Origin of the sequence: Mesonia aquimarina (assembly GCF_003667275.1) — a bacterium.
Classification (GTDB): domain Bacteria; phylum Bacteroidota; class Bacteroidia; order Flavobacteriales; family Flavobacteriaceae; genus Mesonia; species Mesonia aquimarina.
Genome location: NZ_RCNV01000010.1, coordinates 24612 through 41965, shown reverse-complemented (window position 1 = coordinate 41965; position 17354 = coordinate 24612). Strand labels below are relative to the sequence as shown.

At 38.7% G+C, this 17354-nt stretch carries 9 protein-coding genes and 1 riboswitch; of the genes, 5 read left to right on the top strand and 4 right to left on the bottom strand.

What is annotated here, in order from left to right; translation table 11 throughout:
• Positions 1–485 precede the first annotated feature (485 nt).
• The gene (locus D9R05_RS12355; RefSeq protein WP_121667539.1) at positions 486–1364 is read right to left on the bottom strand and encodes an outer membrane beta-barrel protein; all 879 of its coding nucleotides are present in this window, start codon (positions 1362–1364) and stop codon (positions 486–488) included.
• Between the two features lie 11 nt (positions 1365–1375).
• Positions 1376–6145 (bottom strand): HYR-like domain-containing protein, encoded by a 4770-nt coding sequence (locus D9R05_RS12350; protein ID WP_162984981.1) that lies wholly within the window; start codon positions 6143–6145, stop codon positions 1376–1378.
• A gap of 331 nt (positions 6146–6476) precedes the next feature.
• Here D9R05_RS12350 and D9R05_RS12345 point away from each other — a divergent pair, with 331 nt between their 5' ends.
• The 5 genes from D9R05_RS12345 to D9R05_RS12325 all read left to right on the top strand — a co-directional run bounded on the left by D9R05_RS12345 (position 6477) and on the right by D9R05_RS12325 (position 14828).
• Positions 6477–9992, top strand: a complete 3516-nt coding sequence (locus tag D9R05_RS12345) for a PAS domain S-box protein (protein WP_121667537.1) — start codon at positions 6477–6479, stop codon at positions 9990–9992.
• A complete protein-coding gene (locus tag D9R05_RS12340) occupies positions 9989–10372 on the top strand; it encodes a response regulator (RefSeq protein WP_121667536.1) in 384 nt (127 codons plus the stop codon). The genes D9R05_RS12345 and D9R05_RS12340 overlap by 4 nt, the downstream gene beginning before the upstream one ends.
• A gap of 784 nt (positions 10373–11156) precedes the next feature.
• Positions 11157–11753, top strand: coding sequence for an NAD(P)H:quinone oxidoreductase (gene wrbA / locus D9R05_RS12335; protein ID WP_121667535.1), 597 nt, complete (start codon positions 11157–11159; stop codon positions 11751–11753).
• A gap of 1319 nt (positions 11754–13072) precedes the next feature.
• Positions 13073–13181, top strand: a riboswitch (TPP riboswitch).
• A gap of 56 nt (positions 13182–13237) precedes the next feature.
• Positions 13238–13843 carry a nicotinamide riboside transporter PnuC gene (gene pnuC, locus D9R05_RS12330; RefSeq protein ID WP_121667534.1) on the top strand — a complete coding sequence of 202 codons (606 nt, stop codon included), beginning with the start codon at positions 13238–13240 and terminating at the stop codon, positions 13841–13843.
• Positions 13812–14828, top strand: a complete 1017-nt coding sequence (locus D9R05_RS12325; protein WP_162984980.1) for an acyl-CoA dehydrogenase family protein — start codon at positions 13812–13814, stop codon at positions 14826–14828. Before pnuC ends, D9R05_RS12325 begins: the two co-directional genes overlap by 32 nt.
• A gap of 130 nt (positions 14829–14958) precedes the next feature.
• Here the strand turns inward: D9R05_RS12325 and D9R05_RS12320 are convergent, their stop codons facing one another.
• Together D9R05_RS12320 and D9R05_RS12315 are read right to left on the bottom strand one after the other, a co-directional pair.
• The gene (locus tag D9R05_RS12320; protein ID WP_121667533.1) at positions 14959–15894 is read right to left on the bottom strand and encodes a 2-hydroxyacid dehydrogenase; all 936 of its coding nucleotides are present in this window, start codon (positions 15892–15894) and stop codon (positions 14959–14961) included.
• A 40-nt stretch (positions 15895–15934) separates the two neighbouring features.
• Positions 15935–17296, bottom strand: coding sequence for an acyl-CoA dehydrogenase family protein (locus tag D9R05_RS12315; RefSeq protein ID WP_121667532.1), 1362 nt, complete (start codon positions 17294–17296; stop codon positions 15935–15937).
• Positions 17297–17354 lie beyond the last annotated feature (58 nt).

Genomic DNA, 17354 nt, shown 5'->3' with positions numbered 1-17354 from the left:
TAATGAATAGAGTTTTATGTTTAGAGTTGAATGTGACTTGTCACCCTAAGCCTGTCGAAGTGTTTTTTTTAATGTTTAATGTTGATTGTTTAAAGCTTGAAGTTGGAAGGGGTTGATGTGATGATGTGATAATGTGTTGATGGATCAATTTGAAAATGAAATGAAAGCTAAAAAGTTAAAGAGATAAAAAGTTAATAAGTCATTTACTTTATTTCAATATCAAATTTACAATTTTGTTAACTCCTAACTGCTAAGAGCATATTGCTTTGAAAAATGTTGAATCAATGTTGTCACGCTGAGCGAAATGAAATGAAGTCGAAGCGTCTTCCTATTTGTCAGAGAAAGAAATTTCGACTTCGTTCCTTCGCTGACAGATGTCAATCTATAATTTTACTGTAGAATCGTGAATTTAATATATTGCTAAGTGTACAAACAAGCCGCTTAGATTTCCTAAAACGGCTTGTTTGTAATAAACACACGAAGCATTAATAGCCTCCAAATGCATAACGAAGTTTAACACCGAAGGATTGTAGCCTTGCTTGTTTTGCATTACCGGTACTAAATATACTGTTGAATAAAAAGTCATCCGGTTTGGAAGTTTGATAGGCTACTAAAGCTTCCTCACGATTATCATTGCTAATGGTATTGAGTCCGTAGTTTATGAAAAACCCGATATACAAATGACTGTTTTTTCCGGCTTCTCGTTTTACTCCGGCTTCCAATACCGCTGAAAAAGAAGTGTTCCAATCCAGTTCTCGGGCAGGAGCTTTAAGATTGTTATAGGTTCCAAACCCCATAAACTGTGGGTCGAATAGTTCTGCATCATATTGCGGATAATATCCACTGGTGCTTAATCTCTCTGTTATACTTGTATACTCCGATGAAAGTAAGATTCCGATTTGTCCACCGGCACGTACATAAATCTTAGTGTCGCCCTCTGTTTGAAATTGTAGGGTTAAGGGTATATGAACAACATTTAGGTTCTGTTCTTCGGAATAATCGGTTGCCGTATAACGAAATTCAAAGTTTTCTCCTTCTATATCGGTGGCCGTGTAACTTCCTTGAAGTATACCGAAACGAGCTTCGGATTGATAGTGTTGATAAATACCTCCAATACTAATAGCCCATTGCGGTTTCAAATAGAAACTATAACCGATTCCAATGCTAGCACCATCGGAATGATTTATAGAAGCGTCTTCCGAAGAAAGCTCGTAAGTTAATTTGTTGAATATTCCTCCGGCTTCGATAGCAAACTCACTTCTTGTTTGAGCTTGCCCTATGTTAATGCTTAAAATACTAATGAACAAGCAGATAAAAGAAAACTGCTTTTTTGATAAATAGGTTGATATGTGAACTAAATTCATTCGTTTATTTTTTATTCAATGATCAATTTAAAATTACGACTGGTGGTTCCAATCGTACATTTAACAATATATATTCCTGAAGCTAAATTTTCCGGTAAATTTACCGTACTGGTATTGCGGTCAGTTTTCCATTGTTTAACAGAAATTCCTTGTAAGGAAATCAAGTTTACGTGTAAGTTGTTCTCGGTTGTTATTTGATAGCCTTCAACTTCAATATTTAAATTTGTTCCGGAAGTATTCGGATTAGGATACATGGAAACAGCAAAGTTGTTGATTAAGTTTACCTTGCCGATACAAGTTTGAAGTAGGTCTCCTTCTTCCGTTTCCATCTGTACATAATAATTGGCTTCTGTATCTAAAACATCAGTTTGTTGAGGTCCGGCAGAATAATATTGTCCATCCCCAATAAGCTCTCCGTCTTTATACCACTGATAGGCAACAAATTTATAACCTCCGTTGGTATTCGGGTTGTTATTGACCAACAATACATTATTGAATTTTTGTTCTACAATAGCCTTAAAAGGAAACATTTTTTCTACGATTACCGTAAAGTTTTGTTGCGTACTTCCGTCTTGAGAAGTAATTTCTACAGTTTGACGATAAATACCCGGTGTAGGGGTCGCAATAATAAAGGTATGACTTGGAGTGATATTAGCATTGGTTTCCGTTTCAAATATAACCTCTACTTGGTTTTTATTATCCTGACATTCAATGCGGTAATAAATATCGCTTTCCGGTGTCTCATAGGCTTCTCCTTCTATATGCACGGTATGTGCAGCGGCATCCCGACTGTTGATTTGTAGGTCTTGGGTAACAGGGGTGGCGGGTAGGTAATTCTCATTACCCGGCTGATGAGCCGTAATTTCAATAGTACCCGATGTTAGTAACTCAACCCATCCTGTGGCAGAAACAGTAGCCGGAGGATTTACAGCGGTGTAGGTGTATGTATAGGTTACCGGAAGATTAGAACTTGCAGCTGCCTGTAATTGAAAATCAGGATCTTCTTCTAGTATCCTTACCGGAAGCGCATCGAAATCGATGCTTTGTGCTGCCTGGCTAATGCTTAGCGTTGCCGTAAGTGTAATAGGCTCGCAATTTACCGCGGTGGCGGGAGGAGTTACTATTGCCGTGATGGTATACGATCCTGCCTCGCTAGCTCCGTTTGGTGTCCCTGTACTTGGTGAAGTAGTATAACTTACACTGGCATCGGCAGGCAAATTATTTACAGATAATGTGTGTACATTCTCATCATAGGTAAGACTAGCATCATCAAAAGTAACGCCTGCAATCGGTGAAGCTACTACATTGATATTTTGCGTTTGCGTTGAAGTGTTTCCGTTTTCATCTTCATAGGTCCACGTGACTACGGTGGTTCCTTGCGTATTGATTGGGAAACTCACATCATTCGTTACCGTTACCGTTCCACCACAGTTATCGATAGCGGTTGGCGTGGTAACATCAGCAGCTAATACTTCACATTCCATGGTTACATCAGCTAAAGTAGCTTGATCGGCAACCGGCGCGGTTACATCATCAATGATTACATTTTGTGTTTGCGTTGAAGTGTTTCCGTTTTCATCTTCATAGGTCCAGGTAATTACGCTAGTCCCCTGTGTTGCAATAGGGAAAGTTGCATCATTGGTTACGGTTACTGTTCCGCCACAGTTATCGGTAGCGGTTGGCGTGGTAACATCAGCAGCTAATACTTCACATTCCATGGTTACATCAGCTAAAGTAGCTTGATCGGCAACCGGTGCGCTTACATCATCAATAATTACCTGTTGCGTTTGCGTTGAGGTATTACCGTTTTCATCTTCATAGGTCCACGTGATTACGGTAGTTCCTTGTGTTGTAATCGGGAAATTCGCATCATGCGTTACACTTACAATTCCACTGCAATTATCGGTTGCTGTTGGTGTTGGAATATCCGTAGCTAAGACTTCACACTCCATACTAATGTCACTTAGAGAAGCACTATCCGCTAGCGGCGGCGTTGTGTCATCAATGATGATATTTTGCATTTGGGTAGAGGAGTTTCCGTTTACATCGGTATAGGTCCAAGTAATGACGGTAGTTCCTTGTGTTGTAATCGGGAAATTCGCATCATGGGTTACACTTACAGTCCCACTGCAATTATCGGTTGCCGTTGGTGTTGCAACATCGGTAGCTAAGACTTCACATTCCATACTAATGTCACTTAAAGAAGCACTATCCGCTAGCGGCGGCGTTGTGTCATCAATGATGATATTTTGCATTTGGGTAGAGGAGTTTCCGTTTACATCGGTATAGGTCCAAGTAATGACGGTAGTTCCTTGTGTTGTAATCGGGAAATTCGCATCATGGGTTACACTTACAGTCCCACTGCAATTATCGGTTGCCGTTGGTGTTGCAACATCGGTAGCTAAGACTTCACATTCCATACTAATGTCACTTAAAGAAGCACTATCCGCTAGCGGCGGCGTTGTGTCATCAATGATGATGTTTTGCATTTGGGTTGAGGAGTTTCCATTTACATCGGTATAGGTCCAAGTAATGACGCTAGTTCCCTGTGTTGCAATAGGGAAACTCACATCATTCGTTACCGTTACCGTTCCACCACAGTTATCGGTAGCGGTTGGCGTGGTAACATCAGAAGCTAATACTTCACATTCCATGGTTACATCAGCTAAAGTAGCTTGATCGGCAACCGGTGCGCTTACATCATCTATAATTACCTGTTGCGTTTGCGTAGATGTATTTCCGTTTTCATCTTCATAGGTCCACGTGATTACGGTGGTTCCTTGCGTATTGATTGGGAAACTCGCATCATGCGTTACACTTACAGTCCCACTGCAATTATCGGTTGCCGTTGGTGTTAGAACATCCGTAGCTAATACTTCACATTCTGTAGTGATGTCACTTAACGAAGCACTATCCGCTACCGGCGGCGTTGTGTCATCAATGATGATATTTTGTATTTGGGTTGAGGAGTTTCCGTTTACATCGGTATAGGTCCAAGTAATGACAGTAGTTCCTTGTGTTGTAATCGGGAAATTTGCATCATGCGTTACACTTACAGTCCCACTGCAATTATCGGTTGCGTTTGGCGTTGGAACATCGGTAGCTAAGACTTCACACTCCATGCTAATGTCACTTAGAGAAGCACTATCCGCTAGCGGCGGTGTTGTGTCAGAATAGCTCATTGTGATTGATTTTGTTAATTGACATCCATTTGCATCCGTTATACTAAGGTTATGAACCCCTGCGTTTAAATTAGTTACGTTTGCTGTAGTTTCTCCGTTGTCCCAGTTAAAAGTATATGGGGTAGTTCCTCCGCTAACAATTACTGTAGCTTCTCCGTTATAAGTGTCAATACAACCGGCAAGTTGATTAATAGTAATGCTTGCTTGAAGTACACTCGGTTCAAGTACATCTACAGAATCGGTAGCGGTACATCCTTTTGCATCGGTTACGGACACGGAATAAGTATTTGCTTCTAAACCGGTCATATCTTCGGTAGTAGCGGTGTTGCTCCACGTAAAGGTGTAAGGTGGCGTTCCACCGACAACAGTTAAATCTACAGTCCCGTCGTTCCCGCCGTTACAGGAAACATCGGTAGCTATTGCACTGGCCGATAGAATAGCGGGTTCTGTTACCTCCACAGATTCAGTAGTGGTACATCCGTTTGCATCAGTTACGGTTACAGAATAAGTGTTTGCTTCTAAACCGGTCATATCTTCGGTAGTAGCAGTGTTGCTCCATGCATAGGTGTAAGGTGGCGTTCCACCAACAACAGTTAAATCAACAGCCCCGTCGTTCCCACCGTTACAGGAAACATGGGTAGCGACTGCACTGGCTGATAATAATGCCGGCTGCTGAACCTCAACAGAATCTGTAGCGGTACATCCTTTTGCATCGGTTACGGTTACAGAATAAGTGTTTGCTTCTAAACCGGTCATATCTTCGGTAGTAGCGGTGTTGCTCCACGCAAAGGTGTAAGGTGGCGTACCACCAACGACGGTCAGGTCTACAGCCCCGTCGTTCCCACCGTTACAGGAAACATGGGTAGCGACTGCACTGGCCGATAAAACACTGGTAGGTTCTGTTATGGTGGCTGATGCCGTATCGGTACATCCATTATTATCGGTAATAGTTACGGTGTATGAACCTGCCGATAGTCCATTAATTGTATTACTGGCAGAGCTTGTGCCGAGTGTTGAGTTATAAGGTGAAGAATTTTGTGTCCATTCATAGTTATAGTTTGCAGCTCCATTAGTTGCGGTTACGGTAAGTGTACCTGTTAAGTCTCCATGGCAAGCGATATTAGTTTGTGAGGTGATGGAAGCGGTTAAGGTACATGTAGAACCTGCACTAAAATTAGATATGCTAAGGATTCCAGCCCCAAAAATATCATCATCATTATAGATCCTAAATGCAAATGTGTCGCCTGTAGAAACGGGTATCGAAAGAGTTCCACTTCCGTTATTGGTAACCAAGGTGGAGACCCCGTTGATAACATATTGAAAATTATCTATATCAGGATTAGAATGATTGTAATTAAAATTAAGTGTGGTTGTATTAGGGACGATAATCTCAAAATCATCATACAAATTATTACCTGAAATCCCAGAATCACTCCCCGTAAATACAAAAGAATTTGGTGCGCCACTTAAGTCTACACTAGCAGTAGAATTTGGATTGTTATTGGTCAAAGTCCAATTGCTTAAATCATAGATACCCGTAAACTGTGCATTTACGAGCCCTGTGGTCAATAAAAATAATAACAGTAGTTTTTGTTTCATAGAACGGTGATAATTGGTTAAAAAGTTAAAAAAATGCAAAAATAGTTTTTTTGCCCTATTATAAAAGGTTTGTTAAAAAATTAATGAAGATTTAATTGTAATTACTTTCTTGGATATTTAACGTTTATTTTGTGCATAATACTGGTTTGTAGGGAGTAAAATGTTAACCGCATAAGAATCGAGGTAAGTAGTAGAGAAATAGTGTAATCTTTGGGTTAAAAAAATTGCACGTTTTTTTTAAAATAATTACTTTTCTTTCAAAATTAGTATACAAACTTAGGTTGATCGCTCAAAAGGATGAGACATTAATCGATCAATTAAAAACCGCTACGTGGAAAACATTCAACACTATAATTCCGATCAAGAATTTTATCAGCTGTTTTTTGATGCCAGTCCAGTACCTATGTGGATAATTGATGTTGAAAGCTTAAAATTTCTTCACGTAAATAAAACAGCACTAGTACAGTATGGCTATACAAAGGAGGAGTTTTTATCTATGGATATGCAGGCTATTCTCCCGTCGGCCTCTCATGATAAAAATGACTTGCTCGCCGCTTCAGCACATGTACAACATCTAACGAAAGAGGGGAAACTGATGGAGGTGAAGACCTGCTGTAATCTGATAACGATGGATGATCAAAAGCTAGGGATGTTTGCGGCATTTGATATTAGTGATGAATTGCGGGAGAAGCAAGTAGTACATCGAAATAGACTCTTTTTACAAGCCCTTTCTGAAGTGAATACCGCTTTATATGCTTCAAATGATTGGTTACAAGCACTTGGTGACTCCTTGAAAATAATAGGTCAGAACCTCCAAGTAGATCGGGTTTATTATTTTGAAAATCATACCGATAACAATTCAGGGAAAAGGTTGAGTTCGCAACGGCTGGAATGGTCGCGGGAGGGCATAGTGCCGCAAATTGAGAATAGCGACTTGCAGAATATACCTTTTGATGTTATTCAAACTTTTACAAAACCACTTAGTGAAAATAAACCTTATCAGGCATTGATTTCGGATATGGAGACCTCTTTTCTTAAGGAAATGTTGGTTGATCAAGGAATTAAATCAATCATAGTTTTTCCCTTATTTATAAAAGATTCCTTTCATGGATTTATAGGCTTTGATGATTGTACAAAAGAAAGAGTCTGGCTTGCCGATGAACTTGAATTTTTAAGAACTTTACTCCATAACCTTTCCGGAATTATAGAGAAAAAACAAATTCTGGAACAATTGCAAAACAGCGAATATAAATTTCGCTCCCTTGTGCAAGAAGGAAATGAACTGATTGCGGTGATCGATGCAAGTTGTCATTATACCTATCTCAGTCCGAACTTTAAGCATATTCTCGGTTTTGAAATTCAAAGCTTGGAGCAACATCGCCCTAGCCATTTCATTTATCCGGAGGATGCAAGTTTGGTAAAAAAATACTTTAACAAAGCAAGTCAGCAAAAGATAACCAAGCTGCCGGTATTTCGTCATCAAGATGCAGATGGGAACTGGCGTTACATCGAAAGTACATTTACGAACTTGCTGGAAGATCATATTGTTAAGGGGATTGTGATGAATGCCAGGGATGTAACTGAACGGGTAAAGACACGAGAAAAGTTGCAAATTGCTCATGAACGTTACAGAATTGCCTCTGAAGCCTCTCAAGATCATATTTATGATTGGGATTTAAAAACCGGAAAAGTAACCCGGGTAGGAGAGTCCTTGATTACCCTTTTCGGGTATACCGCTAATCGATCTTATGATAGTGAATTTTGGGAGGAGCATTTACATCCCGATGAGAAAGTACAAGTCTATGATAAGCTTGATCGTTATCTTAAGGACTTATCTAAATCGATTTGTAAACAGCAATACCGATTTAGAAAAGCAGACGGAACCTATGCTACAATTGTAGATTCGGGTCATATTATACGTGATGTAAGAGGTAATGCCATACGTTTAATAGGAGCGGTAAAAGATATTACGTCGATTGTTGAAAAAGAAAAGGAGGAAAAACTCTTACTTTCTTTATCAAGTGTACTCAGTCAATCTTCTAATTTAGAGACTTGCCTTCAAACCGCTGCCACGCAGCTCCGAGAATTTTCTGACCTGGCAGCTGCAGAAGTATGGCTGTGTTCGCGAGACGAAACAAAACTAAACCTTATTGCTTATGCGGTAGATCAGCCGGAAGTAGTCGGTTTTTACGAGCGGAAGAACGGACTTTCTTCGGTGAATATTGGAGAAGGACTGCCCGGTTGTGTATGGAAAGAGAAAAAGGCGTTGATTTGGAAAACACAAACGCATGATGCTTTTATTCGTAAACATAATGCAGAAATATACAAGCTTCAGTCGGCTTTGGGCGTTCCCATCATTTATCATGGGAAATTTCAAGGCATGTTTTTATTACTATCGCGACAGTCTGCCGACAGCCTCTTTACCATCAAGCATATTTTAAGTACTATCGGAAAGCAGATCGGTGCATCTTTAAAACACAAACTCATCGAAGATGAATTGAATTACTTTTTTGATATTTCTCCGGATCCTTTGTGTATATGGAATTTTGATGGTTACCTTAAGAAAGTGAATAGAGCCTTTGTCAATAAAATGGGCTATTCCCGTCAAACGCTAATTTCTAAACCAATTACCGCTTTTATTCCTTGGGACGAAAGAGAAAACTTCCATCAGGCTTTGCAGTCTTTAGTGCGTAAACCGAGTGTTGATGCTTATGAAACTTGTTTTCAGACAAAAGAAGGAGAGCGAATTTGGGTTTTGTGGAGTTCGGGAACAAAGCATGAAGAGAAAATGATTTATTCGGTAGGAAAAGACATTACAAAACAAAAAGTTGCTGAAGAGAATTTACGAAATGCTTATGCGCGTCTAAAAAATGCACAGAAAATGGCTAATCTGGGCTATTGGGTAAGAGATATAGCTGAAGATGTAACCGAGTGGTCGGAAGAAATGTATAAAATTTTTGATCAAGACCCGGAACATTTTGTGCCTAATTTACAGAATGTAACCCATAGTTTTCACCCGGAAGACCGCTACCTTATAGAAGAAGATTTGTCTGTTCACTTGCCGGATGATGAAGAGCATGATTTTACGCATCGGATTATTTCGGGAAAAGGAAAGCTGAGATGGATACACCAACGGATCAGTTTAAAAAAAGATCAGAAAGGGAATCCAACCTTGCTGGAAGGAACCGTTCAAGATGTTACTGAACAACGTTTAATCGAACAGAAATTAAGGAGGAGTAATGAACGCTTTAGCCTTGCTATGAAAGCGACTAATGAGATGATGTGGGATTGGAATTTTGAAACCAACGAAATAGACCGAAGTAGTGGGTATGACAAATTCTTAAATTACCTGTCGCATGAAAAAGGTGGGAAAAACAATTCATGGTTCTCCCAAGTACACCCGGAAGATCTTGATGGCTTATGGGCATCAATAGAAGAAACCATCGCCGATCCTGAGATTAATCAATGGTCAAAAGAGTATAGAATGATAACTTCCGCCGATGAGTTGGTGTATGTAATAGATCGGTGCTTTATTGTTAGAAATGAAAAAAAAGAAATCATTCGTGCTGTGGGGGCCGCATTAGATGTAACCCCGTCACGAAGGCATATTGAGGCTATACAAGTTCAAAATAAGAAATTAAAGGAAATTGCTTGGATACAATCGCATGTGCTGCGAGCTCCTTTAACTCGTGTTATAAGTATAGTGCAACTGATTACAGAATTTGAAGGAGGAGGGAAGTCTAAAGAAGACCTATACAAACTCATGCTTCAATCATGTGAAGAAATGGATGAAGTGATTAAAAGTGTGACAAAAAAAAGTGAAACCATAACTATTAAAGACTTATGAGCTATAAGGTTTTACTCATAGACGATGATCCGATCATTAATCTGGTGCAATCAAAAGTGATAAACTCGGTATTTCCGGCTAGCGATCTAAAGGTATTTACGGATGCTAAAGAAGCCTTAACTTACTTGAAATTTCATCAGGAACAAGCCTGCCTTATTTTTTTAGATATTAATATGCCGCTGATGAACGCATGGGATTTCTTAGTAGAAATGCAAAATGAAAAAGCTTTTACAAATGTAAAAGTCATTATAGTTTCCTCTTCAATCGATCAATCGGATAAGGATAAAGCAGCCAAATTTGATATGGTTATTGACTTTATTTCTAAGCCTCTAACAAAAAAACATCTACGTAGATTTGAAGCCTATTTTCACGAGGGATAGCGGTCAGTTTTAAGTTGAAGGCGGAAGCTTGAAGTTGGATGTTGGAAGGGATTGATGTGGAAATGTGTCAATTTGAAAATTTGAAACCGAAGGCTCTTTATTTTGAAACTGGCGTAAAGCTAATAGCCTAAGGCATAAAGCTTATATAATTTAGTTATGAAGTTATCAAGTGATGTTGTTATGAAGTTGAAAAGAAACAAAAAGCTTACCTAATGCTTCGACAAGCTCAGCATGACAATTAGGATGTTAACCCGGCCTACAGAAAATAGCTTGTAAAATTTGAAGGGAAGGCTCCGTGAAATTTTAGGCTGTTTGAGCGGAGCGAGTTCCTAAAATTTAGGAGTCAAGCAATAAATTTAGAGTTAGTTTCTTAAGCCTAGACTTTTAGTGCATCCGACGACCAACGGGAGAGGAATGCATTTTTACAGCAATGAAAAAAATGAAAAATTAAGCATCAGAAAAGAAATGTCTACTTAAAACCAATGTGCTAACAATTAAAAGCTAAACACAATGAGATGCTTCGACAAGCTCAGCATGACATTCGTGTTGTTAAAGGTTTGAAGCTGGAAAGGATTAATTTAAAAACGAAAAAAGTACTATTTCTTGTTTCCTGATTCATGTTTCTATAAAAACTAGCTTACAGCCTAAAGCCTTAAACATACAACTAACAGTCTACTCAGGAAAGAGCCAATAAACAATACTTAGTTGAAAAATTATAAAAATTTTAAAACTTGTTTTTTTTATGATGAATTGATTTAGAGTATCTTCCAAATAAAAATTACTTATGGAAAATCTAAAACTAGCGATTATTTATTACAGTGCGACCGGAACAAATCACCAATTAGCTAAAGAAGCTGAGTCTGCAGCTCAAAAGTTAGGGGTTAAAGAGATACGGTTAAGAAGAATAGAAGAAACTGTTCCGGAGGAAGTGATGAAAGAAAATGAGGGTTGGTACAATCATTATCAACAAACCAAATCGATTGCAACCGCAAGTGTTGACGATTTAGACTGGGCAGATGCTATTGTTTTTAGTGCGCCTACGCGTTATGGAAATTTACCTTCACAATTTAAAAGCTTGCTCGATGCTACCGGAGGCCTGTGGCAAAAAGGCAAACTGGTCAATAAAGTTGTTAGCGGTATGACAAGTGCCGGGAACCCCCATGGAGGGCAAGAGACCACGTTGTTGTCCTTATACAAAACGATGATGCATTGGGGAGCAATAATTGCAGCACCCGGTTATTGCGATCCAGTACTCTTTGAAACCGGAGGAAATCCGTACGGTTTTAGTATGGTCGGCGGGGAAGCGCTAAACGATAAACAAAAGAAAGCTATTGAAGTTCAAGTTAACCGCACCTTAAGCTTAGCAGCGAAATTAAGTTAAGTATTTATCTCTAAGGGTTCAAGGAGGCTGTGTGTTGCGTAACGGAAAATTCTTTTAAACGGGGTTTTCGTTTTACAAGACAATAGCTAATAGTCACACGCCCCTGTCGAAGTGTTTTAAGATGAAGGCGGAAGCTGGAAGCTGGATGTTGGAAGGGGTTGATATAGTAATGTGTCGATTTGAAAATTTGAAAATTACCTGTCACACTGAGCTTGTCGAAGTGTTTTTAATTGTTAAATGAATAATGTTTAATGTTCAATTGAAATGTTATATAGATTATGTCCATGAGTATTTATTAGTATAAAGTTGGAAGCTGGAAAGGACTAATTTAAAAACGAAAAAAGTCCTGGTTCGTGTTTCCTGATTCGTGTTTCTATAAAAACTCGCTTACACCATAACACCATAACACCATAACAGCATAGCAACATAACAGCATACAGCTTAACGAATGCTTCGACAATTCCGATAGCTATCGGAACAGCATGACATTCGTGTTGTTAAAGGTTTGAAGTTGTAAGCTGGATGTTGGAAGGGGTTGATGTAGTAATGTGTCGATTTGAAAATTTGAAAATGATCTGTCACACTGAGCCTGTCGAAGTGTTTTGAAGATGAAGATTTTTTTATAAACGACCATAAAGCATATAGCTACTCGATGAGATGCTGAAACAAGTTCAGCATGACAATTAGGATGTTAACCCGGCCTACAGAAAATAGCTTGTAAAATTTGAAGGGCAGGCTCCGTGAAATTTTAGGCTGTTTGAGCGGAGCGAGTTCCTAAAATTTAGGAGTCAAGCAATAAATTTAGAGTTAGTTTCTTAAGCCTAGACTTTTAGTGCATCCGACGACCAACGGGAGAGGAATGCATTTTTACAGCAATGAAAAAAATGAAAAATTAAGCATCAGAAAAGAAATGTCTACTTAAAACCAATGTGCTAACAATTAAAAGCTAAACACAATGAGATGCTTCTACATTTCCGATCCCGATAGCTATCGGGACTATCGGAACAGCATGACATTCGTGTTGTTTAAGGTTAAAGGTTTGAAGTTGGAAAGTATTAATTTAAAAACGAAAAAAGTACTATTTTCTTGTTTCCTGATTCATTTTTCCATAAAAAACAAGCCTCCAGCCTCCAGCTTAAAACCTAAACCATATGGCAAGTCAAAATTTTGAATACTGAATTTTAAATTTTAATTTTCCACTAAGCACTAAGCACTAAGCACTAAGCACTAAGCACTAAGCACTAAGCACTAAGCACTAAGCACTAATTTTCCCTCCTCACAACACAATTCTTCCCAAGAAAAATAGTAGCTTTGCTACGGAATTTGAAATGGGGTGCTTGTCAAACAGGCTGAGATCATACCCGCGAGCAAGATGCTCAAGACCTGATCCGGATAATGCCGGCGTAGGAAATTTGAGGCTAAACAATATTGTTTATGGCCGATTTCTAGCTTGTCTCCTCATTTCATTGAATTTTACGATCGCAATGACAGAGGAATTTCTAACGAACCTTATCGGATTACAAAGCATAGGCACCGCATTAGGAGTGATGCAAGTCTTGTTAGCTCGAAAAAATAATATTCATAATTACCTTTTCGGGATCGCTTCGATTCTTATTGGTTTATGGGTTCATTATGAGTCTAAGCTTTACGCCGACCTTGTTTTACACCTATATTATTTGGGTATGAGTATCTATGGTTGGGTCTATTGGAAATATGGAAAACAGCACGAAGAGGCTCCGATTTCTAGCGCAAGTCCAAACGAGTACATAAAAGCCATTGGCATTGTAGTGGGGTGTTTTATTCTGATGAGTACTTGGTTGGTGGGCTTTACCGATTCTGATGTTCCTTTTTGGGATGCCACCACAAGTGCTTTTGCCTGGGCAGGCATGTGGTTGATGGCAAAACGCAAATTGCAAAATTGGGTGTTTTTAAATATCAGTAATGTGATCTCGATTCCGTTGTTAATCTATAAAGACTTATACGTGTATGCCGGATTAACGGTATTCTTATTTATTGTAGGAACTTCCGGGTACTTTACATGGAGAAAAATTATAAAAAATGAACAAGATCAACAACCGGCAAACGCTTAGGGACCTAAAAGCGGGACAGGATACTTTTCCGTCATCTGTCCTCGATTGGATTGCTCGAGAAAATTTATGGAATATTTGGGTGCCTAAAAAATACGGTGGATTGGAATCTTCATTGACAGAAGGGCTCGCCAAGTTGCAAGGATTAGCACAAATAGACGGAAGCTTGGGTTGGTGTGTAACCTTGTGCAGTGGCGCCAATTATTTTGTGGGGAACTTATCGCCGGCCAGGGCAGCGTCAATTTTCAGCGAAAAGCCGAACAACGTATGTTTTGGTGGAAGTGGAGCGGTTTCGGGAATTGCAGAAAAACGAGGAGATGCCTATGAAATTTCCGGGACGTGGTCTTATGCTACCGGAGCTCCTTATTTGAGTCATTTTACCTTAAATGCGGAGATTTACGAGAACGGAAAACCGATACATCATTCCGATGGCAGTCCGAAGGTCTTATCGTTTGTGTTGCCCAAATCTGCGGTGAGTATTATAGAAGACTGGCAGAGTATGGGCTTAAAAGCATCCGCTACGCATTCCTTTCAAGTAGAAAAGGTTTTAGTGCATCAAGAGGCTAGTTTTGTTTACGATCAATTTTACCAACCGCACCCGATCTTTAAAATCCCATTTGCCGTCTTTGCTGATTTAACGCTTTGGGTAAATTATATCGGGATGGCGACCCATTTCATGGAAGCCGGAAAAGGGCTTAAAACAGGAAATTTATGGGGTGATTTAGAACCACAGCTACATCAAGTGAATCAACAAGTTAAGATGTATGCCGACCAAGTGGAAGAATACATCACAAAAGAGCAAGACATCTCCGGTGAAATGATGAATACCATTCATCACCAAGCCTCTCATTCTGTAAAGGAATTAACGCATTCCCTTATTTCGGTGTACCCGCATTTGGGGGTTAAAGCCAGCCGCACCGATCAAGAAATCCACCAAATATTTTGTGATTATTTTACAGCCACCCAGCATCATATTTTTACGAAATAAGAGATGAAGTTATTGTTGAATGATTTAAAAATATGTTGAATTTTATAATACCTATTCATAATTATCTTGGAAAGACATTGAAAACATTTTGAAATTAAAGTTCAAAAAATATATTATTATAACATCTAACTCAATACCCTTTCTTTAAAGAAACAACATGTAATAATTCTTCTCCTTTTTTTAATCGATTTAAGTTTTCAATCACTTGGCTGCTAATCGATTCAGGATCGGTTACACTTGCCGTATGTGGCGTAAGTTGAATTTTTTTATGATTCCAAAACCAATGATCTTTTGGTAAAGGTTCTTCTTGAAAAACATCGAGCGCCGCACCGGAAAGTCGCTCGTTTTTCAACGCGTTTTTTAAATCTTCCTCAATTAAATGCGGTCCGCGACCTACGTTTATTAAATAAGCTCCTTTCGGTAATTGCTGAAATATTTCTTTTGAAAGAATTCCTTCTGTTTCATCGGTTAGCGGGAGTAAGCAAACCAGAATATTACTTCCTTCAAGGAAATTAGTTAATTCTTTATCGCCTGCAAATGTTTCAATATGCTGATGTGATTTTTTTGATTTTGACCAGCCGCGAACATTAAACTTATTTTTCACCAATAATTCGCCTACTTTTACGCCAATATTACCAAACCCCATAATTCCGATGTTAATTTCTTCGGGTCGTTGGTAAGCTAGTCTTTCCCAAATTTTATCATTTTGTTGCTGAAAATAAAGCGGAATATTCCGAAGAAAATTTAAAGCCGTTGTCAATACAAAATAGCTCATATCTTCTTTCAGTAACGGGTCGTCCATTTTGGTAATTTCAGCTTGTTTGGGGATCTTATTTTCCTTTAAAATATGCCGAATTCCCGCGCCCATCGATGCAATTACTTTTAGATTGGGGTAGTTTTCAAAAACATTCTTCGGTGGATTCCAAGTGAGAATAAAGTCGGTATCCTCCCGATTGGTATCATCAGGATAAACTTCTACGATTAAATTAGGTTCTTCTTTTTTTAAAGCTCTAATCCATGGCGTACAATCGCGCCCCGGACTTATAATTACAATTTTTTTTGGCATTGATTATTGTTGTTTTTTTATAAATAAAATTACAAATTCCTTAAACAAATGCACTATAGCCTGTAATGGCTCTACCCACAATTAGAGAGTTGATTTCTTTGGTGCCTTCATAACTGTAAATCGCTTCCGCATCAGCTACAAAACGTGCTACGTCATGTTTCAATAAAATTCCGTTGCCCCCCATAACCTCTCGGGCTCTACTTACTATATCTCGAGTGCGCATACTGCAAAATACCTTGGCTAAAGAAGCATGTTCGTCGGTTAAAATGCCGTTATCTTGCATTTCAGAGAGTCGGAATACCATAGTTTGCATGGCGGTTAAGTTAGAAACCATTTCTACCAAATGATTTTGTATGAGTTGATACGATGCTATAGGTTTTCCGAATTGTTCCCTTTTTTTAGTGTATTTTAATGCGCTTTCGTAAGCTCCTCTTGCACAACCAACCGCTTGCCAGGCGACTCCTGCGCGTGTCATTTTTAAAACTTTAGCGGTATCTTTAAATGAATTGGCTTTTTGTAAGCGGTCGCTTTCGGGTACTTTACAATCGGTTAAGGTAATAATCGCGTTTTGTACAATGCGCAAGGCCATTTTATCTTCCATTTTTTCAGCCTTAAAGCCCGGATTTTCCTTGCGTACTAAAAAACCTTTTACTTGATGGCTGTCTTCGTCTTTAGCCCAAATAATAATAACATCGGCAAAAGTGGCGTTTCCTATCCATTTTTTTTGCCCGTTAAGAATCCAATTTTCGCCATCAAATTTACAAGTGGTTTCCATTCCTTGTGAAACGGCAGAACCAACATTGGGTTCAGTTAAACCAAATGCACCAATTTTTTCTAATTGTTGCATTTTTGGTAACCATTCCTGTTTTTGTTCTTCACTACCACACAAATAAATAGATCCCATTGCTAAGCCGCTATGAACGCCAAAAAAGGTTGAAATGGAAACATCTACGCGCGCAATTTCTTGTGCAATAATTCCTTCCATTAAAAATGGTAAATTGGGACAACCATAACCTTCATAAGGAATGCCGGTAATGTTTAGTTTTTTGAATTTTTCGATAACCTCAAACGGAAATTTAGCTCTATTCCAATGATCATTGATTAACGGACGCACTTCATCTTCCATAAAATTGCGAACTTCCATTTGGATTTTGCGTTGTTCTTCGGTTAATTTTAAATCTAAGTTATAAAAATCGCCATCAATTGGCGGTAATTGGTGCTGCCCTTTTTTACCTTGATGATTCAGCATTTTCATCATGCCTTTTAACTGACGATCGTCTAATTTTCCTAACGTATCCATCGTTTTTTTGAGATCAATTTTTTCATTGATTTTTGCCAATTGATCTAAATCGACTCCTTTCAGTAAATCGATGGTATTTTTTATTTTTCCGAATAAAGACATGCGCTAGGTTTTAAAATTCAATTTAAAAGTAAAAATTAAAACAGCAGTAAGGTGTTAA